At 56.2% G+C, this 21,504-nt stretch carries 19 protein-coding genes and 1 pseudogene; 4 read left to right on the forward strand and 16 right to left on the reverse strand.

The features are described 5' to 3' along the window. Positions 1 to 27: 27 nt before the first annotated feature. The 3 genes from ACIPR4_RS21220 to ACIPR4_RS21230 are packed head-to-tail and all read right to left on the reverse strand — an operon-like array spanning position 28 to position 3,534. Entirely contained in the window at positions 28 to 1,623 is a 1,596-nt protein-coding gene (locus tag ACIPR4_RS21220) for an outer membrane beta-barrel protein (RefSeq protein WP_013570733.1), read from the reverse strand. Between the two features lie 58 nt (positions 1,624 to 1,681). Continuing rightward, entirely contained in the window at positions 1,682 to 2,386 is a 705-nt protein-coding gene (locus ACIPR4_RS21225; RefSeq protein ID WP_013570734.1) for a response regulator transcription factor, read from the reverse strand. Beyond that, entirely contained in the window at positions 2,386 to 3,534 is a 1,149-nt protein-coding gene (locus ACIPR4_RS21230; RefSeq protein WP_013570735.1) for a histidine kinase, read from the reverse strand. Before ACIPR4_RS21230 ends, ACIPR4_RS21225 begins: the two co-directional genes overlap by 1 nt. 14 nt (positions 3,535 to 3,548) lie before the next feature. On the opposite strand from ACIPR4_RS21230, the gene ACIPR4_RS21235 reads away from it, so the two are divergent. The 3 genes from ACIPR4_RS21235 (at position 3,549) to ACIPR4_RS21245 (ending at position 7,738) form a co-directional block, all read left to right on the forward strand. Next, complete coding sequence (locus ACIPR4_RS21235; protein WP_013570736.1) at positions 3,549 to 4,994, forward strand: sensor histidine kinase; 1,446 nt, start codon at positions 3,549 to 3,551, stop codon at positions 4,992 to 4,994. 254 nt (positions 4,995 to 5,248) lie between these two features. Next, on the forward strand, positions 5,249 to 6,505 hold the full coding sequence (locus ACIPR4_RS21240; RefSeq protein ID WP_013570737.1) for a GumC family protein: 1,257 nt from the start codon (positions 5,249 to 5,251) through the stop codon (positions 6,503 to 6,505). A 30-nt stretch (positions 6,506 to 6,535) separates the two neighbouring features. Further along, positions 6,536 to 7,738 (forward strand): O-antigen polymerase, encoded by a 1,203-nt coding sequence (locus ACIPR4_RS21245; RefSeq protein WP_013570738.1) that lies wholly within the window; start codon positions 6,536 to 6,538, stop codon positions 7,736 to 7,738. Between the two features lie 294 nt (positions 7,739 to 8,032). On the opposite strand, the gene ACIPR4_RS23260 is transcribed toward ACIPR4_RS21245, so the two are convergent. The 5 genes and pseudogenes from ACIPR4_RS23260 to ACIPR4_RS21265 all read right to left on the reverse strand — a co-directional run bounded on the left by ACIPR4_RS23260 (position 8,033) and on the right by ACIPR4_RS21265 (position 12,102). Further along, entirely contained in the window at positions 8,033 to 8,467 is a 435-nt protein-coding gene (locus ACIPR4_RS23260) for a glycosyltransferase family protein (protein WP_245536406.1), read from the reverse strand. 27 nt (positions 8,468 to 8,494) lie between these two features. Beyond that, positions 8,495 to 8,785 (reverse strand): annotated as a pseudogene (locus ACIPR4_RS23610) (glycosyltransferase); the annotation flags it as partial. 72 nt (positions 8,786 to 8,857) lie between these two features. Beyond that, complete coding sequence (locus tag ACIPR4_RS21255; RefSeq protein WP_013570741.1) at positions 8,858 to 9,838, reverse strand: GDP-mannose 4,6-dehydratase; 981 nt, start codon at positions 9,836 to 9,838, stop codon at positions 8,858 to 8,860. Between the two features lie 10 nt (positions 9,839 to 9,848). Continuing rightward, the gene (locus tag ACIPR4_RS21260; protein WP_013570742.1) at positions 9,849 to 11,054 is read right to left on the reverse strand and encodes a glycosyltransferase family 4 protein; all 1,206 of its coding nucleotides are present in this window, start codon (positions 11,052 to 11,054) and stop codon (positions 9,849 to 9,851) included. Between the two features lie 133 nt (positions 11,055 to 11,187). Further along, positions 11,188 to 12,102, reverse strand: a complete 915-nt coding sequence (locus ACIPR4_RS21265) for a glycosyltransferase (RefSeq protein ID WP_187290220.1) — start codon at positions 12,100 to 12,102, stop codon at positions 11,188 to 11,190. Between the two features lie 178 nt (positions 12,103 to 12,280). Between ACIPR4_RS21265 and ACIPR4_RS21270 the strand changes: the two genes are divergently transcribed. After that, complete coding sequence (locus tag ACIPR4_RS21270) at positions 12,281 to 13,414, forward strand: glycosyltransferase family 4 protein (RefSeq protein WP_013570744.1); 1,134 nt, start codon at positions 12,281 to 12,283, stop codon at positions 13,412 to 13,414. Between the two features lie 93 nt (positions 13,415 to 13,507). Here the strand turns inward: ACIPR4_RS21270 and ACIPR4_RS21275 are convergent, their stop codons facing one another. The 8 genes from ACIPR4_RS21275 to rpmH all read right to left on the reverse strand — a co-directional run bounded on the left by ACIPR4_RS21275 (position 13,508) and on the right by rpmH (position 21,106). After that, a complete protein-coding gene (locus ACIPR4_RS21275) occupies positions 13,508 to 14,746 on the reverse strand; it encodes a glycosyltransferase (protein ID WP_013570745.1) in 1,239 nt (412 codons plus the stop codon). 8 nt (positions 14,747 to 14,754) lie between these two features. Continuing rightward, positions 14,755 to 16,035, reverse strand: a complete 1,281-nt coding sequence (locus ACIPR4_RS21280; protein ID WP_187290221.1) for an oligosaccharide flippase family protein — start codon at positions 16,033 to 16,035, stop codon at positions 14,755 to 14,757. 271 nt (positions 16,036 to 16,306) lie between these two features. Then, positions 16,307 to 17,656: a tRNA uridine-5-carboxymethylaminomethyl(34) synthesis GTPase MnmE gene (gene mnmE / locus ACIPR4_RS21285; RefSeq protein ID WP_013570747.1), complete on the reverse strand. Its 1,350-nt coding sequence runs from the start codon at positions 17,654 to 17,656 to the stop codon at positions 16,307 to 16,309. A gap of 10 nt (positions 17,657 to 17,666) precedes the next feature. Further along, positions 17,667 to 18,209 carry a Jag family protein gene (locus ACIPR4_RS21290; protein WP_013570748.1) on the reverse strand — a complete coding sequence of 181 codons (543 nt, stop codon included), beginning with the start codon at positions 18,207 to 18,209 and terminating at the stop codon, positions 17,667 to 17,669. 48 nt (positions 18,210 to 18,257) lie between these two features. Next, entirely contained in the window at positions 18,258 to 20,051 is a 1,794-nt protein-coding gene (gene yidC / locus ACIPR4_RS21295) for a membrane protein insertase YidC (protein ID WP_013570749.1), read from the reverse strand. 174 nt (positions 20,052 to 20,225) lie between these two features. Beyond that, positions 20,226 to 20,447 carry a membrane protein insertion efficiency factor YidD gene (gene yidD / locus ACIPR4_RS21300; protein WP_013570750.1) on the reverse strand — a complete coding sequence of 74 codons (222 nt, stop codon included), beginning with the start codon at positions 20,445 to 20,447 and terminating at the stop codon, positions 20,226 to 20,228. Next, complete coding sequence (gene rnpA, locus ACIPR4_RS21305; RefSeq protein WP_013570751.1) at positions 20,444 to 20,908, reverse strand: ribonuclease P protein component; 465 nt, start codon at positions 20,906 to 20,908, stop codon at positions 20,444 to 20,446. Before rnpA ends, yidD begins: the two co-directional genes overlap by 4 nt. Positions 20,909 to 20,950: 42 nt before the next feature. Then, positions 20,951 to 21,106 carry a 50S ribosomal protein L34 gene (gene rpmH / locus ACIPR4_RS21310; RefSeq protein ID WP_013570752.1) on the reverse strand — a complete coding sequence of 52 codons (156 nt, stop codon included), beginning with the start codon at positions 21,104 to 21,106 and terminating at the stop codon, positions 20,951 to 20,953. Between the last annotated feature and the right edge of the window lie 398 nt (positions 21,107 to 21,504).

Here is a 21,504-nt window from a genome sequence, read left to right on the forward strand (position 1 = left end):
CGCCGTACGGAGAGCCGAAGCAATGCGTTAGAACTTCACGAGAATCGCGGCGGTGGCACGGTTCTCGCTGTTGCGCAGATCGGGCGACCATCCAGAGACGACGGAGCCTGGTGTACCGGTGTTGCCTCCGGGAGGCGTTACGCCACCGGGGCCACTGAAGTAGGGCACATTGGCGGCGCGGTGGTTGAACTCAAGACGCCAGGTGATGTACTGGCTTGGCATCCAGTCCGCCGTCACAGAGGCATCCCATGCCTTGAAGGGATCGCCGGGGTTCTGCGTGAAGTAAGGCGTACCCGAAGCAGCGGTGGCCCCGTTGATTGGCGGCAGAAGCACGAGGTAGCGGCCGGGGTTGTTGATCTTTCCGCCGCCCAGCGTGAGGGCGTAGCGGTCATGGTCGAACCAGAGGCGGTTATAGGCCATGAAGCCGACGAAGCTCTGCTTGGGTCCGTTCTTGCCGTTGCCGAAGCAGCTGACGCCGCTGCCGCTTTCGCAGCCAAGGTCGCCTGTGAGACTCATCGCGGCTTTGCTGACGAAAGAGTACGGACGGTCGAGGTACTTGTACTGAATGCTGTCGTCTGTGTGGTAGCGCGTGCGCTTTCCCTGTCCCAGCGTGTCGCGGCCTACGGCGTACTGGTTGGCCACAAACGACCAGCTTCCGTTGGGGCGATAGAGGATCTGTCCACCGATGCCGGGGCGGCTGTTGAAGCGGCCATACGACTGCCAGCCGTTCACGAACCAGGGCTCGATCTTCAGCTTCTTCGTGGGGAAGAACTGCACGCGCACGCCGTTGAAGAACCAGGGTGTGTTCGAGGAAACATACGAAGGCTGATACGACCAGTTATCGAACTGGTAGTACGAGAAGAGGCCGATGTAGGACATGAAGATACCGGCGTCCACATTGATGCCGTGCATCTTGTTGAAGTGATATCCGCCGTAGGCTTCGGAGAGATAGCGGTAGGCGTCCGCAAGGTTCCACTGGCCGCGTGCGGGGCTGGCATCGTTGCGCGGCGTGGTCTGCGAGTAGAGACCGAACTGGGTCATCAGGCGTGCGCGCACGTTGTCGTAGTGGAAGTCGCCGCCCACGCCGAACTGCGTGACCTGCACTTCATTCGCGCGAAAGACCTCGCTGGATCCGCTGATGGTGTCGTCCTGCGGATGACGGAAGTCGTAGGTGTAGTTGATGTCCGCGCGGACCTCCGGTGTGAAGAAGGCGGAGTCGAAGGCGGGCTTGATGGTGCGTGGGCTTCCGGTGAGCCAGGTGAAGTCCGCAAAGGTGAAGGGATCGTTGGAGGCCACAGGGATTGCCGCTGCTGAGGTTGCAGTGACTGCGGTGGCGGCTACGGCTGCGGGAGGAGGCACGCTCCCGTGTGTTTCTACGGATGTGCTGGTGGAGGCTGCCGTTGGAGCTACGGTTGTCGGCGCTACCGCCGTCGGCGCGGCGGAGGCTGCTGCCTGGCGCGCTTCAATGGCGCGGAGCTGTTCCGAGAGCTGCTGAATCTGCTGACGGATGGCTTCGATTTCAGTAACGCTGGGAGCCGTGGGCTGCTGCGCCGTTGCACAGATTGGAAGAAGCGTGGAGGCGAGAAGAAGAGTAAGAAGCGGTTTGGTGCGTGAGACGTTCATGTAATGACCCGTAGATCAGTACATCGCCCGCCTCTGTAGGAAGTCCGTAAAGAAGATGTTAAGAAGTTGTAAGTTCGTCTGTGCCCGATGGTTGAAAGCGATAACCCACCCAGGGCTCACTTACGATGTAACGGGCTGCGTCCGTGCGCTCGATCTTCTTGCGCAGTTGCGCAATCAGCACGCGCAGATATTCGGGTTGGTCTTCTCCGGCGGGTCCCCAGACGCCGCGCAGAAGGACCTTATGCGTGAGCACGCGCAACGGATTGCGGGAAAAGAGGAGCAGAAGGTCGAACTCCTTCGGTGTGAGATGCAGGGATTCTCCGGCGACGACGACGGTATGCGCGTCCACATCGATGACAAAGTCGCCGACCTCGATGTGAACTTCTCCGGGCTCGGCGGCCTCGATTCGCCGCAGCTGGACGCGGATCCGAGCGAGCAGCTCCGGCATGCTGAAGGGCTTGGTGAGATAGTCGTCCGCGCCTTCGTCGAGCGCTGTGATCTTCATGGTGTCGGTATCGCGCACGCTTAGGACGATGATGGGCGTCGTCGCCATACGACGGACGGCCTGTGTGAGTTCAAGGCCATTCATCTCCGGCATGGCGAGATCCGTGACGATGAGGTCGGGCTGATCCGCCTTGAAACGCTCGAACCCTTCCAGACCATCCGAGGCAATCGAGACGTCATAGCCACTGCTTTGCAGCGAGGTGCGGAGCATGCGCGTGATCTGCCGCTCGTCATCCACCACCAAAATTCGTTTTGCCATTACTTGCGCGCCCCCGCCTGTGTGTCCTGCGTGATGATGTGAAGGTCCACGTGCGGAGCCTCGGACATGAACTTCTGAATGGCGAGATAGTAAAGGTATTTCTTCAACCCATGCAGTGCCGACCGCCCAAAGATCGCCTGCGTAATGCGATGTTCGGTGACGTACGCCGCCGTAGCGGAGGCGACGCTCTTTCCGGTAAGGTGCACGATGTTCGCACCGAGGTTCATGGCAAATTGTAGATGCGCATCCAGGGTTTTTCGGCGCTCGGGTTCGTTGTCGCGCTCGTTGGTGAGATGCAGAACGTAGAGTTCGCCATTCAAGCCTTCGGCCAGGCGCGCACCGCGCGCAATTAGATCGCGTGCCTCGGGGTTCGCGCTGATGCACACCGCTACGCGCTCGATCACGGACCACTGCGCGCCGAGCCGCTTGCGCTTTACGTAATCGTTCAGTGTGCGGTCGACGGCGCGGGTCACACGCTGCAGCGCCATCTCGCGGAGGGCGATCAGATTGCCTCGGCGAAAGAAGTTGGAGAGGGCGCGCTCCACGCGCTCCATCGGATAGATATCGCCGCGCCGCATGCGTGTGGCCAGGGCTTCGGGCGTGACGTCGTTGATGATGATCTCGTCGGCACGGTCGAGCACCCAGTCCGGCACGGTCTCGCGCACAGTGATGCCCGTGAGCGCCTGCACGCGCGGCGTGAGGCTCTCCACGTGCTGGATGTTCACGGTGCTGAGGACATCGATGTTATTTTCCAGCAAAAGCAGGACGTCTTCGTAGCGCTTGGCGAAACGGCTCCCCACCACGTTGGTATGGGCGAGCTCGTCTACCAGCACGACGTGCGGAGCGCGGGCCAGGATGGCATCCACATCCATCTCGTCGAAGAGAGTGCCTTTGTAGTCGATTTCGCGGCGGGGTACCTGCTCCAGTTTGACGGCCTGCTCCGCGGTGCCGCTGCGACCGTGGGTTTCCACGATGCCTACAACGACGTCTTCGCCGCGGCTACGGCGGCGATTGCCCTCGCTCAGCATGCTGAAGGTCTTGCCTACACCGGGCGCATAGCCGAGGAAGATTTTGAACCGGCCGCGCTTCTTTTCCGTCTCCGTGGCAAGCAACCAGTCTTCCGCGGATTTTCTCTTTTCGTCCGACACCGTAAGATACTCCCATGAACTCGCAGCGTGCCGTTGCGATCACTCGCTGGACGATCACATCTCTGGCTCTGGCCGGAATTGTACTCGTCTATAGCCGGTGGCTCCACGTCAATCCGACCACAGTTGCGCTCACCCTGGTGCTTTTGATCCTGGTGCTGGCCGCAAAATTTAGCCTGCGCTACGCCGTGGGCGCTTCGATTGTTGCCGCCGGATGCTTTAACTTTTTCTTTCTTCCGCCGGTCGACACCTTCACCATCTCCGATCCGCAAAACTGGCTCGCCCTGCTGACCTTCCTGGCGACTGGCGTGATCGGAAGCCGCCTGTCGCAGCGCGCACGCGATGAAGCGGAAGACGCGCGGGCGCGCCAGCGGGAGATAGAAATTCTTTTCACGCTCAGCCGCGAGCTTCTGCAGGCAGAGAACGTCGCAGCGCTGGTGAATACGCTGCCTTCCGTGATTGCAGGGGTGTCTTCGGCGGAGTCTGTCGCCCTTTTTCTTCTGCAGGGGGACAGGCTCTATCAGTCGGGCCAGCGTGCGACTTCTACCATCGACGCCGTGCATCTGCGCCAGATCGCCCTGACCCTCAACGGTCCGGAGACAGTGCCTGGAGACGAGATTCGCATTCCTCTGCGCAGCGGTGTTCGTCCGCGCGGCCTGTTGATGCTGCGTGGGGTCACGCTCTCCGAAGGCAGCTTCCAGGCGATGGGAGGCCTCGTCTCCATCGCGCTCGACCGCGTGGAAGCACTGGAAAACGTTGCCAAGAGCGAGGCAGCCAAGGAGAGCGAACGGCTGCGCACGCTGTTGCTGGATTCCATCACGCACGAGTTGCGAACGCCGCTCACTTCGATCAAGGGCGCCGCAACGACGCTTCTCTCGAACGACAACATCAGCGAAGCCGACCGTCTTGAACTGCTGACGATTGTGGATGAGGAGAGCGACCGCCTGAACCGGCTTGTCTCGCAGGCGGTGGAGATGGCGCAGCTCGAGGCGAACGAGGTGCATATGACCTTCGCCCCCATGAGCATGGAGGAGGCCATCGGCCGCGCCCGTGAGGCGTGCGCCCATGTGGAGCAGATGCATCCCCTTCAGGTTTCGCTGCCGCCTCTGCCCCCGGTCATGGCGGACATCGAAGTCGTCATCAAAGTGCTCTGCAACCTGCTCGAAAACGCCGCCAAGTACTCAGCGGAGGGCTCGCCGATCTTTGTCTCTGCGGTGCATGAAGGGGATGAAGTCTTGACCAGCGTCGCAGATCGCGGCATCGGCATCCCCAGCGACGAGCAACCGCTGATCTTCGATCGCCTCTACCGCGCCCGCTCCCAGGGCGGAACTATTCCCGGAACGGGGATGGGGCTGGCAATCAGCCGCGCCATCGTGGAAGCGCACGGTGGAAAGATCACCGTCACCAGCCAGCCGGGGCATGGCTCCGTCTTTACTTTTTCACTGCCTGTGGTGGAGATTTAGAGCGCAAGACGCTTCCTCTGTGTTTGCGTCGTCAGGGCGAAACTCTCGGAAGTCCACGAAGCCGGCAAAGGGCTATCTGGAGAGTGAGGACGTTTAGGATCATCGTCACTCTAGAAAGGATAAATGTGGGTTGTCGACCAGACAGCCAAGCAAGTATTTAGCCAACAGTAAGCCTTCCGGCTCACGGAATGCTGACCGGAGGGAACATAAAGACCATTTGTTTCCATGGCGCTCGGGTGCGATAAGCTTGTGTAATGCACGGGCCGCCTTTAGCTAGAAATTCTGGAAATATCGTCGATGCTTCGCAAAATCCGCTTCCAGATGGGGAAGCGTCAGCTCCGGGGAGTGTTCTCCTCGATGTCCTGCTGATTGTCACCCAAAAAAAGGGGAGATTTGTTGCGATTATTGCCGCTTTTACTCTCTTAGGAATTCTCTTTGCTTTTTTGGCGAAGCCAACCTATACGGCGACGGCCTTGATTATGCCGCCCCAAGCTCCTCAATCATCACTTTCATCCCTAATGGGGCAACTAGGCTCGCTGTCTGCGCTAGGGGGAGGCGCAGGTGGTCTTCTTAAAAATCCGGCAGATCTGTATATAGGCATACTTCAGAGCAACACCATAGCAGATCGGGCAATCGAGGCTTTCCATTTGCAAGCGCGGTGGCACACCGCGAGCATGTATGAGACACGCAAGCGCCTAGATGGTCACATTCAATTTGAGGCAGCAAAGAACGGTTTAATCCAGATAACAGCCAAGGATGACAATCCCAAAAATGCGAGTGAGCTGGCAAATTTTTTCGTCGACGCCCTTTACCAAATTAACTCGACGTTAGCCATTTCGGAAGCTTCGCAGAGGCGTCTTTTCTTCGAGCAACAGCTAAACAGCGAGAAGAACACCTTGGAAGCGTCTGAAGAGGAATTAAAGGAAACTCAGCAAAAAACCGGACTCATTTCCGTGAGTGGACAGGCGGAAATGGCGGTCCGAACGATTGCTCAAGCTCAAGCCCAAATCGCCAGCAAAGAGATTGAGTTGCAGCGGATACGTGCTTATGACGCGGAGGAGAACCCAGAGGTCATCCGCCTTAAAGAAGAGATTGCGGCACAGCGTCGCCAATTAACCGTGTTGGAGAATAACCAACAACGCATGGCCCCCGGCGACACGCAAATTGCGGCGAATCAGGTTCCTGTCGGAAGTCTTGAATACACACGAAAATTGCGAGAGGTGAAATACCACAATACTCTGTTTGAGGTACTTTCGCGCCAATACGAAGCGGCGCGCATCGATGAAGCCAAATCTGCACCAATAATCCAGGTAGTGGACAGAGCGCTTCCACCGGATCACAAATCGGGTCCACCTCGCCTGCTAATCATGATTGGTTTTACCGTATGCGGACTTCTTATAGCTTGCGGCTGGGCTTTTGTAACTTCTTATATTGAACAAGCGCTACGAGCACCTGTGATGGCTTCGAAGTTGAACTGTCTAAAAGCTCAGCTCAACTGGAATAGAACCTAGATTCGACAGTTGCATAAAGAGGAAATACGCGTGCAGCATGCGGAAAAATTATGGCGTGTTCGCAACCCGAGGGATATCCCTTTCTATTGCAGTCCTCTTCATATGTTCTTCGTCGAATGGGCACTCATGCTCGCGACTTTACTGCTTAGAATTTCCTACGCCTCTTTTCCTTACCCTTCTGCTGGCTTCGTTCTTTTTGCTTTAGCCACGGTCTCATTCCTGGCAGGTTTCTGGACGCTTTTCTTCGCATATAAGGCGAGGGGTTATAGTCCAAAGGGTAATCACGTATATCGCGTCAATGTGGTGCGATTGCGGCGATTCCATTTTGCAGCTCTAACTTTGATTTTATTTGTCATGTTGATGAACCTGAAGCTGTATGGATTGCCACCCATCTTCGGATTTATAGGCGTTGATACACTGGACTATCAGGAATACGGTTCACTGCGTCAACCCTTATTTACCGCAATCTTGGTTCTTTTCGTTTCGGCACCGCTAGAGACTTCTGCCTGGAGGCGTTGGGCTTTATACCTCTTCAGCCCGGCATGCTTTATGATTTACTCTTCACGAGGTTACTTGCTTGTCATGTTGTTTCAGGCTCTTGCAGTTTTTTCACTCCGTACGCAACTGAACAAGAAGAAAATCTATGCCATTGCCGCAGTCACATTTGCCGTTGCGCTTCTAGCTTCAAACTTCATTGGCAATGCTCGCAATAGTCTAGGAGTGGATGCTCTCTTAGGATATTTGCAGATCAAGCCGGCCTATTATGATTGGCCAGCCGCTTACTTGTGGCTGATCTCCTATATATCATCACCGATTTCCAACATGTGCTGGATCGTACATGTGTATCCTTACCAGCATCCTTCATGGAGTTTTCTTTATTCTGCCTTACCAGGCTTTTGGGCTCCGCAGCCAATTGAGCAAGCGGGCATGCTTGGTAGCGAAAAAATCATAGACGGAGTACATACTTATATGTCGAAATACTTCATTGACTTCTGGTATTTCGGCATAGTGGGAATCAATTACGTATGGGGTCTAATCTCTGCGTTTCTTAATGCAGGTGACAGGATTACCAGAAATTTCTTAGCCTCAAGCGTAATCCTCGGATGCATGGCTTTTATGTTCTTTTCGGACTTCCTTACGATCCTTATTATTATGCTGGAATTCGGTCTGCTGGTCTTGATGCAGCGTTATGTAACGTTACCGGTCACAGATAATCAGGGTTCGCAAGGTTAGAAATGCAATTAGAGCGCGTTTCATAAAACCGTCCCAGCGTGATCGGAGACATGCCAGCTAAACAAAGGGCTCGTAAGTGAGAATAAGGTGCTCGTGGCGATGGCAAGCCTTCGGAATCGGCCCGAGCCAGGCGTTGGTAAGTTTGATGATCCTGCCTGCCCCCAGAATCTCTGCCAGTTGGATTTGGAGTTCTCTCGTACTCTGACCGAGGAGCTTAGGGTGAAGAAGAGCCGGTTGAGAATGGGCGCTTCAAGGCGAGTATGGACTCGCATCCAAGCCCCTCGCACTTGTGAATCACGAAAAATTCAGTTTTGACTTCATTCCCCGCCACTTTCCAAGAAGACGAGCAAGAAGCGTAGCCCCAAGGCCATGGTTTTTTCGAATGACGGAAAAGAATTCATCCATCGCCGCCTGATTTTTCTGGCTGGAGACGCCGTCCGTCGCATGAAAAGCAACCGCCGTCGCTCCGATCACCGCTCTTGCTCCTGAGAGCGCCAAGCGCTGATTGGCATCGAAGTCGGCGAAGATTTTTAGGCGAGGGTCGTAAGAAGGGAATTGCATTCTTCGATAGAAGGTCCCCTGATGGTGCAACGTATTTTGGAAGCGCAGCGCCATTCCATAGGAGGGACGAAAAGTTCGCCTGGCTCCGAGAGCGACCGGAAACGAGAGAAGATCCACGCTCGTATCGCGGGCTTTTTCTAAATCTTTGCGCGGTATTTCCAGCAGCATGTCACCCACATTCAGGTGCAGAAGAAAAGTACCAGTCGCTCGCGCCACTGCCTTGTTCATGGCGTCGTAAATTCCCGCGTCGGGTTCGCTGAGCCAATAATCGATCTTCTCTTGGTGAGAACGAAGATAATCTACGGTGCCATCGCTTGAGCCCCCATCAATCACGATTAGTTCGAGATCTTCCGCCTTTCGCGTGAAAATGCTCTCAAGCAGTTCGGGCAGATTCTGCCGCGCATTGAAGACAACGACAAGGATGGAGACCAAAGGCGTGCAGGGAGTTTCGTCTTCTTTCCGCTGCCTGCCGCCTTCATATCGCATGGACACAATTCAAGGTTATAACACCGCGAAGAATGGCGGTTGCCCCCAGCGCCTCTTACAGATCGAACATATTCACTTTGCGCTCTCTTCTTCCAGCCGGAGCAGCTCTTCTTCGAACATCGCACGAACGACTTCTTTCATCGTGTGCTCCGCGCGCCAACCCAGAAGCGAATAGGCCTTCGCGGGATTCATTCGGCTGTGGAGAATCTCCGAGGGCCGGAGAAGACTGCTGTCTACCGTGACATGCTCCTGCCAGTCCTTGTCGATGAGTTCGTATGCGATCCGGATGAACTCTTTAAGTGTGGCGGAGACGCCGGTTGCGATGATGAAGTCTTCCGGAGTGTCCTGCTGCAGAATGCGCCAGATGGCATCAACATAATCCGGTGCCCATCCCCAATCGCGCTCGATATCCACGTTTCCCAGGGACAGTATCGCGCCATTTCCCCGCGCCATCTCTGCCACCGCGCGGATGATCTTCCGGGTGACGAATCGCTTGGGACGCAAAGGAGAATCATGATTGGAGAGCACACCGGTGCAGGCGAACATGCCATACGCCTCGCGGTAGTTGCTGAACATCCAGTGGGCGGCCGCCTTGGCTACGGCGTAGGGGCTGCGCGGATTGAAGGGCGAGTCCTCGTCTACGTGTTCAAGCCCGGTTTCCCCAAAACACTCGGTCGATCCTGCGTTGTAGATCCGAATGGGAAGTGAGGTGAGGCGGACTGCTTCCAGAAGATTGAGACCTCCCAGAGCAATGCTTTCGAAGGTCTCATGTGGCTGTGCAAACGAAAGGCCAACCGAGCTCTGCGCGGCCAGGTTATATAGTTCGTCTGGCTTGACGCGGCCAAACAGACTAATGATGCCTCCGATATCGCGGAGATTGAGTGAGACGAGATGGACCTGATCCTTGATGCCAAGGAAGCGAAGATTGTCAAAAGAGACCATCTCCGCGTCTCGGGAAGTGCCCCAAACCTCGTACCCTTTCTCGAGGAGCAGTTTGGCAAGATAAGCGCCATCCTGCCCGGATATGCCACAGATCAGGGCGCGTCTTTTCACTCTAGGGATCCTATCCTTGGGCCGTATTTCTGTACATCACCATAAACTGCTGAGCGGCCGCATCCGCCGAATACCGCTCAAGAACACTATAGCCGGAAGCAATCATCTCCGCCCGCAGTGAGGAGGAACTGATGAGACGCTGTACAGCCTCCATCAGCTCCGCTGGAGAGTCCGGATCGAACAAAAGTGCAGCTCCTCCGGTAACCTCTGGCAGCACTGTGGCGGAGGAACAGATGACCGGCAGGCCAACGCGGAACGCTTCGAGCACGGGTAGCCCGAGTCCTTCGAACCTGGTCGGAAAAAGCATGGCAGTGGCTCCGCGAAGAATTGTCTGGATCTGATGATCCGAGACAAAGCCCAAGAAGTGAACATACTGTTCTACGTTCAAACTTCTGGCCAGTCTTTTTAACTCCTCATCAAAGGCCATCGGCTTTCCAGTAAACACTATATCGATGGCCTTCCCCGTCTGTTCCTGCATCAGGCATAAGCCACGGAGGATCACTTCGTGGTTCTTATGGGGCCAGGCAACCGCAGGGTAGACCAGGTAATTCTGAGGGAGAGCCAGTTCGCGCCGGTTCTGATCCATCTCTGCCTCGGAAGGGGGATGGTAAGCCTCAAAGGCTGTACCCCAGCGGATGATCTTGATCTTGTCTGGACGTAGACCATACTGTTCAATCAAATCCTGTTTGCCCCACTTTGTCTGGATGCAGACGAAACGTGCCTGATTGCAAAAGGCGGGGTAGGAAGACTCGCGTAGGATCAGGTCTTCCTTTTTGAAAAACCCCGGTAGATGCCGGTGCTGGAGATCCCAGGGCTGGTAAATGCTGGGTATCTTGGTTAGATAAGCGATTTGGCTTGGAAAGTGGACGACATCGCACCCGAGACGCTCGATAAGTCCGTCAGACTTTGCAACGAGTGCGTTACCCTGACGACTGGTCAGCCAGAGTTTTCGGAGTAAGGGGATGTTTGCCAACCATGCTCGTACAGCGCTACGCAGGCTGGGCGAGGGAGCAGGAATGCCGACGATCGAAGAAGCTCCGCTCACATGAGGCTTCAGCCAGTCGACGATGTGCTCTGGAACGATAAAGAGATATTCCTGTTCGTCCTGTTGGAGCCGACTTAGCCCATGAGCCAGAGCTAGTACAGCCGTTCCAACGCCCTGCCGTGGATCGTCTACTCTGAAATCAATTGCTACTTTTAGTTTCTTGGCGGCCACTGATAGTGCTCCTCTTTGATCTGAACGAAGAGCGTAAGGTTTGCTGATGTATCTGCTCGCTCATCAATTTCGATAGTTACAGGACTTCCATAAGGAAGCTTCCAACCGGTCTTTTACTCCTGTGAAAAGTTACTTATTGAAAATTTTGTTTCCACCGTTTGACACGATTTCGCTTACGACTCAATAGCCGGAATCGGATCTCCTTGAGCGAAAGTGAGCGAAAGTCCGCGTTTCTCCGCTCCAGCAAGTCTTTACAGACGCGTCCTAGCAGGCGGAGCATCCGTTCTACCCTACCCAGAAAGTGCATGTGCAAGTCCCAGAACGCGCGCTCATCGGCAAGCAACTGACGATAGCGATCAGTCGTCATGCGCTCTTGCCGGTTCATAATCGCAAGCTCGTGCTGCACGCGAAGGTCTCCTGCCACAGCGATCCTGATGCCTGCCTCGCCAAGTCGATGGAAGAGACTGCTGTCGCTATTATTCAGTGGAAAGCGCTCGTCATATCCCCCGATTTTCTCCAGAGCCGAAATTCGCACCAAGGCTGCTGAATTGATCGCCGAGGTATAGGGCTGCGCAATGCCTGAAAAATTTCCGGGCAGAAGGCAGGGAAGAAAACCTCCGCGAAAACGAAATGGAGAAATGGGTCTACCATGATCGATAACATGGGGAACGATCGCTCCCACTTGTCCCCCACCCGATGTGGCTGGATAACGTCCCATATGCTGCAAAAGGAGGTCGAAAGTGTTGACGGGCAGATCCGTATCCTGATCCAACGTAAGCAGCCACTCATAACCTTCTTCCTTCGCCGTGGCTGCCGCGCCATTGTAAGCAGCAGCTAATCCAGGATTATTTGTCGCCGCAACATACCGAATGCCCTCGGGCAGCGTGCCAGGATCCTGGCCTCCCGGGGTATTGTCGTGGATCAAAATGGAGAAACGGAGAGACGTCTTCGCTGGATCGTTTGTCGCGCGGAAAAGCGTCTGCAGTGTGAGCGAATCCGCAGGTACTGTTTTGTAGAGCACCACAACGGCGAAGATGCGTTCTCTCACTCCTTCTTCGTCAATAGGCTTCGTGCCTTCTCCGTGGCCCGGTGAATGTGGAGGCTGAACCCCGTAAATATCTCCTGTCGCGCACATTTTAAAAGCCCCTCCTACTACAGGATAGACTGGACTCATACCGATCTTGCCATCGTACTTCCGTGGTTCTGATGCAGGTCCTCTTATATAGATGAAGATTCTTATTGATGCTACCGGAGTTCAAAAGGAAAAAGCCGGTGTTGGCGTATATGCCAAAAACCTGCTGGATCATCTCACCTGTAATGCGGGAGATCTCGAATTCTTCATCCTTGCGCAGGATGATGACCGGGAACTGGACTTTGGCGGACGCCCGCAGATAACGATGCTCTGGGTTCCGGCTCGCTTCTTTCGTGTTCTGGCCCTTCGCTTTCTTCTCGAACAGATCTATCTTCCATTTCTTTTGCTCAAACTGAAAATTCAGGTCGTCCATTCCCTCCATTACGCTTTTCCTCTGATTACGTTTGGAACGCGGCGTGTAGTCACCTTCCATGACATGACTTTTTTCACCATGCCAGAAGTCCACGAAAGGATCAAAATTATTTACTTTCGTACCTTCATGCGGGCGTCGATCCGTATGGTGGATCAGATGATTTTTGTATCGCGATCAGCATTGGAAGACTGTACTGTTCTCCTCGGGTTACCACACGGCCACGCCTCTGTCATTCCTCATGGAAAGGGAGAGGAGTTCCGATCTGACTATCCTGCTTCACGCCTCCGAGCGGTACGGGAAAAGTACGGCTTGAAAGAGCGATTCGTACTCTATATTGGCACGATCGAACCTAGAAAAAATCTTTCTCGACTTGTCGAAGCGTTTGCCGGGATTGCGCGTCTCGACTCGGAGATTCAGTTGGTCATCGCTGGGAAAATGGGATGGAAGGCTGAAGGCCTCTTCGCCCGGATCGAGCAGTTGGAGCTGGCCTCCGGCATCGTCTTCACGGGCTTCATCGCAGAAGAGGATAAAGCTCCCCTTCTTGCTGCGTGCACGGTGTTTGTTTATCCTTCACTCTATGAAGGCTTTGGACTTCCCGCCCTTGAAGCGCTGGCGTGCGGCGCACCTACAATTACCAGCAACACCTCTTCACTTCCCGAAGTAGTTGGTAAAGCCGCGCTTTTAGTGGACCCAACCAGCATAGAAGATCTACAGGCTGCCTTGGAGCGAGTTCTGTCCAGCGCAGATTTGCAAGGAGAGCTTCGCCAAGCGGGACCAGAACGAGCCTCTCATTTCACCTGGGAAAAAACGGCATCTCTTACTGCCCAGGTCTATCGTTCCCGCAAATCGCAATAGGCTAAGTCGCAGCTTCTGTGGCCTCAGGAACGGACGAAGCCGACTACCTTCAGGGTTCTTTCATCTCTGAGGACAGGCTGTTCTTTGCAGGGATCAGTTTTTCTGCGCTGCAAGCACTGCATGCCAGTATCGTTCCGCCGCACTCTGTTGAGTGCGCAGGCGAGGATATTGTTCCTTCGCAAGGGCTGCCCGGTCCTTGGCCTCTTCATAGTTAAGGAAGAGATCTTCCACAGCATCCGCGATGCTTTTGGGATCGTAAGGATCGAAGAAGGTGCAGAGATCGGTTCGCAGGTTGAAGAGCTCTCGGCACTGGGGAATGGAGGAGAGGGTTAGCGGAATACCTGCGAGCGCTGCCTCGGCGGCTGGGCCAGGGCCGCCACCTTCAAAGAGCGTGGGACAGACCGCGAGATGAGCATTGCGCATGACGGCGGCTAAAGCTGCGTCATCAATGACTCCTGTAAAACGCACCAGCGACTCCAGGTTCTCCGTCTGGATTAAATCCTCGACTTCGTTCCAATGTGGTGCTCGCGTACCTGTGCACACAAGTTGCAGGGTATGGCCTCGATCTGCAAGCAGACGCCAGGCTTTTGTTAGGCGTGGATGATTCTTGTGGACGAAGGTGCTGCTGCTTGCCCAAAGCGCGTAAGGCTTACGAATATCAAGTTTCTCAAGGCGAGCAGCGTCCGCTTCTGGTGAGGCGCGAAAGGAAACCTCATCAAAAAAAGCTGGAAGCAGGACGACAGTAATGCGGTCTCGCTCAATTCCTAACTTATCGACCACATCGTCGGCCGTGAACTCATTATGAACAATAATCTGTTTTGCCGCCTTGCCCAACAGGGCAAATCGCGATTTCAGGGTCTCTACGTCCCGCGGCTTCCACTCCTGTGGAAAGTGCAATGCGTGCAAATCGTGAATCACCAAAACAAAAGGGCGTTCAGCGATTGCGGCATAGTAATCATCGAGTCGTCCTTCGTCATGTATGACAACATGTGGGACGATGGCAATGATGTCGCTGGAACGATTGCGCCAGAGCGAGGCCCAGGCGGCAGCGTGAGGCCACGGATCCTGTGTCCGTGACTGCCGCCTTATCCGTTCAAAAACACGTCGAAGCAAAGGAAGTTTCTCTAAGAGCCATAACTTCGCTTTACGTGAAGAACTTCCCTGACCCCGCAGGGGGGAGACATAAGGATGGCCTTCGAGGACCTGTGACTCCGCAGCATATGTCCGCATAATGCGGTCGAGATCTTCGGTGTAATGGGCCAGGCCACCGCCGTTGATCGCTTCGCAAGCAATCGCTGCACGGACAGAGCGCGAAGATGATTGGTTCGACAAGATGATCCTTATCCTTTCTCAACGATTGGAGTGCTGAGGTGGTGAAGCGCCCGTCGAGCGATCAAGGTCTCCGGAATCAGAACGATCAGAATCTCTGCGACCACGGTACTTAGAATGGCACCGATGATGCCAACATGCTCGACCAGTACGATCGAGAGAGCTAGGTTGAAGCCTGCCATTAGGAGTGAAATGACCGCTTGCTCCTTCAATTTCCCGATGCCATTAAGGAAAAAGGAGAGTGGTTGTAAATACGAGCTTAGAACGCAGCGTACTCCAAAGGTCACCAGAAGCAAGCGCGATACATGCAAACCCGGGCCGACCCAAAGCGCGAAAATGTAGTTACTAAAAACCACTAACAGCCCAGTCAACAAGAGAGTTCCGCCCCCAGTCCAAATCACGGTCCGACGGAACGTCTTTCGGATCCAGTCGTGATCTCCGCGGCTGAGCGCATCGGCGTAAGCAGGCCACATGGGACCAGTAATGATACCGATCAGGAATGGGAGCACATTAAAGAGGCGCGAAGGAACAGCATAGCTGCCCACGTGTGTCGCACCGAGGAGGTGAGCGATAACTAAATTATCCGATTGATAGCCAATCGCTGCTGCCAACTGCAAGCAAAAAAACATCAGACCAGTACGAAGCAAAAGGATCGCAATGGGGCGAGAAAAGAAAAGAAGGCTTGGGAAAAGCCACCTTTGATCCCAAAGAAAAGTCTTCGCGGCATTCAGGAGGCTGATGAATACAGGGACACCAAAGATTGCCACAACGAGTAGAGGCAGGCTGGCATGAAGATGGATTGCGACCAGAATGGCCCCAAGAGAAACCAGGCTGCCCACGGCGTTCCAGATATTTGTAATCAAACCACTTTGCTGCCCACTTTGCAGGCTTGCCACGGTCGCTAAGGGCAGACTGACAGCAAAGCAGAGAATGGTTGCGAAAGAGACTGGACCAGCCTCAGCGATCGCAAGTGGGGAGTGTACGTTGAAGATCTGTGGCCACGGAACGTAGTGATAAATGCCTACGATCAACGTAACTATGAGAAGCGCGACGAACAGGAGCATCCAAAACGCACTCGCAACCGCATTGCGTATCGCCTGACGATCCTCGCGTCCGTTTGCCTCCGCAACCAGATTGATTAGGCCGTTGCTCATACCCAAATCTGCGAAGCTGAACATGGCGATCATGGAACTGAGTGTCATCCAAATGCCAAAGCGCTCCATACCTAGATAATTGAGAGTAAGCGGCACCGTAATAAACGAGACAGAGAGGGAAATGACTTTTGCGATCATTGCTGCGCCACTGGTGAGAGCGGCACGCTTGTAACGGCGACGGGAGCGCTCTACCGCGGAGGACATCTCGCCATCTTTCAAAAAGAGGGAGGAGAGAAGATTTCGCAAGATCATCTGAACGGCGAGGTTCTTCGTCTTCGGAACGTCGGCATGTTTAGATTTTACGATAGTGCGATGGTCAGAGAGGGTCTTGCTATCTTCCAGAAATCTGTGCTGGCCCCATTGGTCCATTGTGCTTGTGGGCCCGTAATGCCTTCGGCGGGGGTGCGCCTTACTTTCCGATGCAGAATGTCGAAAAAATCACCCCGAGGATCTCATCGGCCGTGGTGCTGCCCGTGAGTTCGTCGAGGCCGCGCAGGGCTTCGTAGATGTCGAGCAGCAGCATCTCGTGCGGGATGGAGGCATGGATAGCTTCGATGGCGCGATGGAGGGCCTCCACGGCGCGGGCGACGGCGTCGCGTTGGCGTAAGTTCGTCAGCAGGCCGCTTGCGCTCGCATTCTGTGAGCCGCGTAGTTGCTGCAGGAGAGCCTCGCGCAGGCGGTCGAGGCCTTCGCCTGTGTTGGCGCTGGTGGGGATTAGGGCGAAGTCAGATGCGAGCAGTGGGGCCAGGTCGATCTTGTTTGCTACGACGAGATGAGGACGGCCTTCGAGGCTGGCGATCGTCTCACGTTCTTCTTCGCTGATGCCGTGTTGAAGATCGACGATGAAGAGAACGAGATCGGCTTCGGCGAGCGCTTCGCGGGAGCGGGCGATGCCGAGTTGCTCCACGAAGTCTTCAGATTCGCGCAGACCTGCGGTGTCCATCAGTTCTACAGGGATGCCGCCAATCGAAACGCGCTCCGTGACGACGTCGCGGGTCGTGCCTGCAATGGGAGTCACGATGGCGCGTTCGCGTTCCGCGAGCGCGTTGAAGAGGGAGCTCTTGCCCGCGTTCGGTCTGCCGATGACGGCGATGCGGACGCCTTCGCGCAGGATGCGACCGTAGGCGAAGGTGGCGAGCAGGTCTTCGAGCGGGGAAAGTACAGCTTGCAGGCGCGCTTCAATCTGGGCCGATGGCGCGACGTCGATGTCGTCTTCCGCGAAGTCGATTCCCGCTTCCAGCAGAGCGATCAGGGCAACAAGATCTTCCTTGCAGGGGCGGATGCGTTTCGCGAGCGATCCGCCGACCTGCTCTGCGGCGACGCGCGCCTGTTCGATGGTCTGTGCATCGATGAGATCACGCACGGCTTCGGCCTGTGTGAGGTCGATGCGGCCGCGAAAGAAGGCGCGTTCGGTGAACTCTCCCGCGTGTGCAGGGCGAGCGCCCAGGGTGCAGGCGCGGCGAACGATCCACTCCAGCACGACGGGCGAGCCATGCGCTGCGATCTCGATCACGTCTTCGCCGGTGTAAGAGTTCGGTGCGGCAAAGAAGGTGACGACGGCGTCGTCGATCCGTTGACCGGTCTCGTCGTTCAGGTGGGCGAAGCGTGCGCGTCGAGGTTCGAGCGCGGTCTCAAGAGCGAGAAGTTTTTCCGTAATGCCGCGAGCTTCCGGCCCACTGAGGCGAACGATGCCGATGCCGCCGCGACCGGGTGGCGTAGAGACCGCGACAATCGTGTCCTGTGTTGTTGTCTCTGCCATCGGCTAGTCCCTAGCGGCGGCGGAAGGCCTGGGCCGTCGCGCGCGCTCGATCCGTGTTCTTCCAATCCAGAGGATAGAGAACTACCATGCGGCGTGCTCCTTCTCCATTGGATTCGGTGCGCATGTCCTCGTACTCCTTGAGTGCGAGATGCAACATGCGGCGTTCGCGGGAACTCATCGGATTAAAGCTGTAGGGCTGACCGGTTGCGCGCACAGACTCCACGCCCGCCTTCGCCATTTCCTTCAGCGCCCGCGCGCGGTTGGCCTTGAAGCCCTCTGCGTCGAAGCTGATCCGGTCATGGTCCAGCGGATCGAGCCGCAAGATCTGCGAGGCCACCTGCTCCAGCGCGCGAAGCACTTCACCCTCGCGTTCGATCAGGAGAGGCGCATCCGGCCCCTCCAACTCAACGTAGATGTCCCGTCGTTCCAGGCCCTCGGGGTCGGCAGCGCCTCCCCCGGCGGTGATGCGATAGCGCAGACGCAGACCACCTTTGGCCGACAGCGCGTTGACGAAGTCAGCGATCTTCCGCGCTGATGCTTTCAGGTCGTTCATCCCCGGAACCTCACTTGCATTGGGAAGAACGGCAGAAGAGGGATTCTTCTACCGTTTTCCCTGAATCGTCTGCGTCTTGCGGCGCGCGCGCTTCGCGGCAATCTGACGCATCTCGCGGCCCAGCGGCGACTGGTTCATGACGTACTGCTGCACGATCATGATCAGGTTGCCAATGCACCAGTAGAGTGCCAGACCGGAGGAGTAGTTCCACGTCATGTAGCCGGAGAAGGCAGGCATCATGAACGCCATCATCTTCTGCTGCTGCGGATCTACGCCGGGGCTGGGCATGTAGAACTGCACCAGGAACTGCGAGACCACCATGACGATGGGAAGGATATGGTACGGATCGGCCGCCGTGAGGTCGTGCAACCAGAACCAGTGTGCCTGGCGAAGCTCAACGACCTTTTGCAGCATGCTGAACATGGCGATCAACAGCGGAAGCTGGATCAGCGTGGGGATACAGCCGCCAAACATGTTTACGCCATTGTCTTTCTGCAACTGCATGATCTCGGCATTCATGTCGGCCCGCTTCGGGTCGGTGACCTTGTACTTGGCGTAGCGGGCCTTGATCGCATCCATCTGCGGCTGCAGACGTTGCATCTTCAGCGCGGACTTCATAGAGAGAATGCGCAGCGGCAGCAGCACCAGGTTGATCAGGATGGTGAAGACGACGATCGCCCATCCCCAGTTGCTGGCCACGTGCTCCTGCACAAAGTGCAGAGCGAAGAAGAGCGGCTTACCCACGATGCCGAAGAAACCGAAGTCGACGATGGGTGCGAGCGTCTCTCCGCCGGTGGTGCTGACGGTGTGCAGAATCGTGTAGGACTTGGGGCCCGCGTAGATGCGGGCCTGCGTGTGTCCGCTCACATCGCCCAGAGCGGTTCCGATGATCGGGACCGTGGCAATCTTTCCGGTGGGCGTCGTGGAGGTGATCGCAGTGCTGCGCTTCAGCTTCTCGACATCGATAGTCTGGTGCAGAGAGACAGCCGTTGCGGTCTGCGGATTATCAGGAATAAAGACGGCGCCGAAGAACTGGTCTACTACGCCGACGTAATCCAGCGGTCCATCCAGCGTCTTTCCACCGGAGACCTTCGCGAAGTTGACGTGGTCCGTCTTTCCTTCGCTGGAAGACTCAAGCTGCGATCCGTTGTAGTCCAGCACCTGGTCCTGATCGCCAAAGCCACCCGGCCATGCAATCAAAGCGCGCACGGGCGAACCGTCGCGGCTGGCGACCACATCGGCGTGCAGAAGATAGCTCTCGTCGAAGCGGAAGGTCTTGGTTACGTCCAGGCCGTTGGCGCTGTAGGTGAAGCTGAGCGTCTGCGGAGCGGTGAGCTTGCCGGTCACGCTGGGAACGTAGAGCGCCTGGCGCAGTTGCGCGGTCAGGCCGCTGTCATACGTGTAGAGGGAGAGCGGAGCGCCGAACTCGCGTGCGGCTCCGGCATGGACGAGATCCAGGGGAACGCCCTTGTTGTCCTTGTAGCGCTTCAGGATCCAGCTCTTTACTTCAGCGCCTCGGTTCGTGAACTCGATGCGATAGAGCTCGTTCTCGATAGTGGTCGTCTGCTCAGCAGCGGCCGTGACCACGGGTGCGGCCTGCGTTGCGCCGACCGTTGCAGTTTGGGCCGTGGTCTGCGGAGCGGCGCCTGGGGCAGCGGGCGCGACGGCAGAGGGCTGCTGTGCCGTCTGGGTCTGTGCGGAGGGCGCCTGTAGTGGCTGCGTATGCTTCGAGCGATAGAACTGCAGTCCGCCGAGTACACCGGCGATCAAAAGCATGGGGACAAGCATGGACTTCATGTCGCTGCCGCCGCCCTGCTGGTTGGGGTTCTTAATCTCTGCCAAAGACTTTCCTGTCTTTCTTCCGCGCGTCGTCGCGCGGAGTTCTACAAAATCTCATTGCGATGCGGGGAGGGGTACTCTTGCGCTCTCGGAGTCTGCATCGCGACGGCTCAAAGCGAATGCGGGCTCATCTCGAATGGTAAATGGCTAGCGCGGTCTCTGCGCGTAAGGGTTTTGTCATGGGACGGGATCAAACCCTCCTTTTGCAAAGGGATGGCAGCGCGCGAGGCGGCGAACGCCCATCCATCCTCCCCGCAGAACGCCATAACGCGAGACGGCGACCTCGGTGTACTCCGAACAGGTGGGACGGTACTTGCACCCTCCCAGGCCAAAACTGTGCAGCACGGGCGAAAGCACGTTGCGATACGTTGCAAACGACGCCCGCGCAAGGAGATTCACTGGGGTTTGCCTGCGGCTTTGGCGATCGCGCGGAAGATCACAGCCACGTCGCGCTCCAGAGCGCTCCACTCCAGGTCGACGAAACCGCGCTTCGGATGCAGGGCGACGTCCAGATTCAACCCGCCCAGAAGCACCAGATGCTGCTGTACGGCGGAGCGAAGGCGGCGCTTGATCCGGTTGCGCGTAACGGCGTCGCCCATGACGCGGCCCACAGTAAGTCCAACCCGAGGTCCAACATGGACGCGGTGGCGAGGATTCTCCGAAGGCTGCCGCACTGCGTAGAAGTAGCTGATGTATTTACCGAACTGCTTCCGGCCCACCGCGTACATACGCTGGTAGTCGCCGTGGCTGCGGAGGCGGCGCTCACGCCAGGGCTTGGCGGGATCGTCGGTTTTCGGGCGCGCAAAAACGAAGGCAGAATCCACAGGGGATGTGCCTTCGTTGTCTAGAAAATTACGCATCTGGCCTGCAAGTCGAAGCGGCTGAAGTCTCAGCCGGAAGAACTAGTCGCGGAAACCGGCGCTGACAGCGATTTTGTGACGGCCCTTGGCGCGACGGCGGTTCAGAACAGCCTGACCGGCCTTGGTCTTCATGCGGGTCAAAAATCCGTGGGTCTTGGCACGGCGACGTCGGTTGGGTTGGAAGGTTCTCTTCGGCATAATGCTCTCTCGTTCAAATCTTGATTGTGGATCGCCGCCGAATTACTCCGAGGCACAGTGCTTGATTCTACCCGAAATTCCACAGATCTCAAAGCCCATTACCATCGTGCGATAACCTTCACAAGCTTTGGTGCAACTCTGAGTTCAGAGAAAAATATTGCCATCGCAAGCACAGAAACTGCCCTTTTCGACGTGCTACTATCGACCTCGTTCTTGAATAGAAAGCATTGCACGTCCTTCAGTTCGCCTGTCGTCCCTGATTCAATTTTCGCTCTGACGTTTCTTCGGCCCATCCCTTACGGGATCAGCCGGCAAAAGCGCATCCAGCCCAACGGAAGTCCTGCATTCCCTCTGCTATCCACAGCCGAGCCGGGATTTCCAGTTGCCTGAACCGAAGA

Origin of the sequence: Terriglobus saanensis SP1PR4 (assembly GCF_000179915.2) — a bacterium.
GTDB classification, from domain to species: Bacteria; Acidobacteriota; Terriglobia; order Terriglobales; family Acidobacteriaceae; genus Terriglobus; species Terriglobus saanensis.

Excerpts from the sequence above, each read along its gene's own strand:
- ACIPR4_RS21235 (WP_013570736.1), top strand. The coding sequence starts at position 3,549 with ATGAACTCGCAGCGTGCCGTTGCGATCACTCGCTGGACGATCACATCT.
- ACIPR4_RS21280 (WP_187290221.1), bottom strand. The coding sequence starts at position 16,035 with ATGATCGCAAAAGTCATTTCCCTCTCTGTCTCGTTTATTACGGTGCCG.
- rnpA (WP_013570751.1), bottom strand. The coding sequence starts at position 20,908 with ATGCGTAATTTTCTAGACAACGAAGGCACATCCCCTGTGGATTCTGCC.
- ACIPR4_RS21290 (WP_013570748.1), bottom strand. The coding sequence starts at position 18,209 with ATGAACGACCTGAAAGCATCAGCGCGGAAGATCGCTGACTTCGTCAAC.
- ACIPR4_RS21240 (WP_013570737.1), top strand. The coding sequence starts at position 5,249 with ATGCACGGGCCGCCTTTAGCTAGAAATTCTGGAAATATCGTCGATGCT.
- mnmE (WP_013570747.1), bottom strand. The coding sequence starts at position 17,656 with ATGGCAGAGACAACAACACAGGACACGATTGTCGCGGTCTCTACGCCA.
- ACIPR4_RS21225 (WP_013570734.1), bottom strand. The coding sequence starts at position 2,386 with ATGGCAAAACGAATTTTGGTGGTGGATGACGAGCGGCAGATCACGCGC.
- ACIPR4_RS21270 (WP_013570744.1), top strand. The coding sequence starts at position 12,281 with ATGAAGATTCTTATTGATGCTACCGGAGTTCAAAAGGAAAAAGCCGGT.
- rpmH (WP_013570752.1), bottom strand. The coding sequence starts at position 21,106 with ATGCCGAAGAGAACCTTCCAACCCAACCGACGTCGCCGTGCCAAGACC.
- ACIPR4_RS23260 (WP_245536406.1), bottom strand. The coding sequence starts at position 8,467 with ATGCTGCTGGAAATACCGCGCAAAGATTTAGAAAAAGCCCGCGATACG.
- ACIPR4_RS21220 (WP_013570733.1), bottom strand. The coding sequence starts at position 1,623 with ATGAACGTCTCACGCACCAAACCGCTTCTTACTCTTCTTCTCGCCTCC.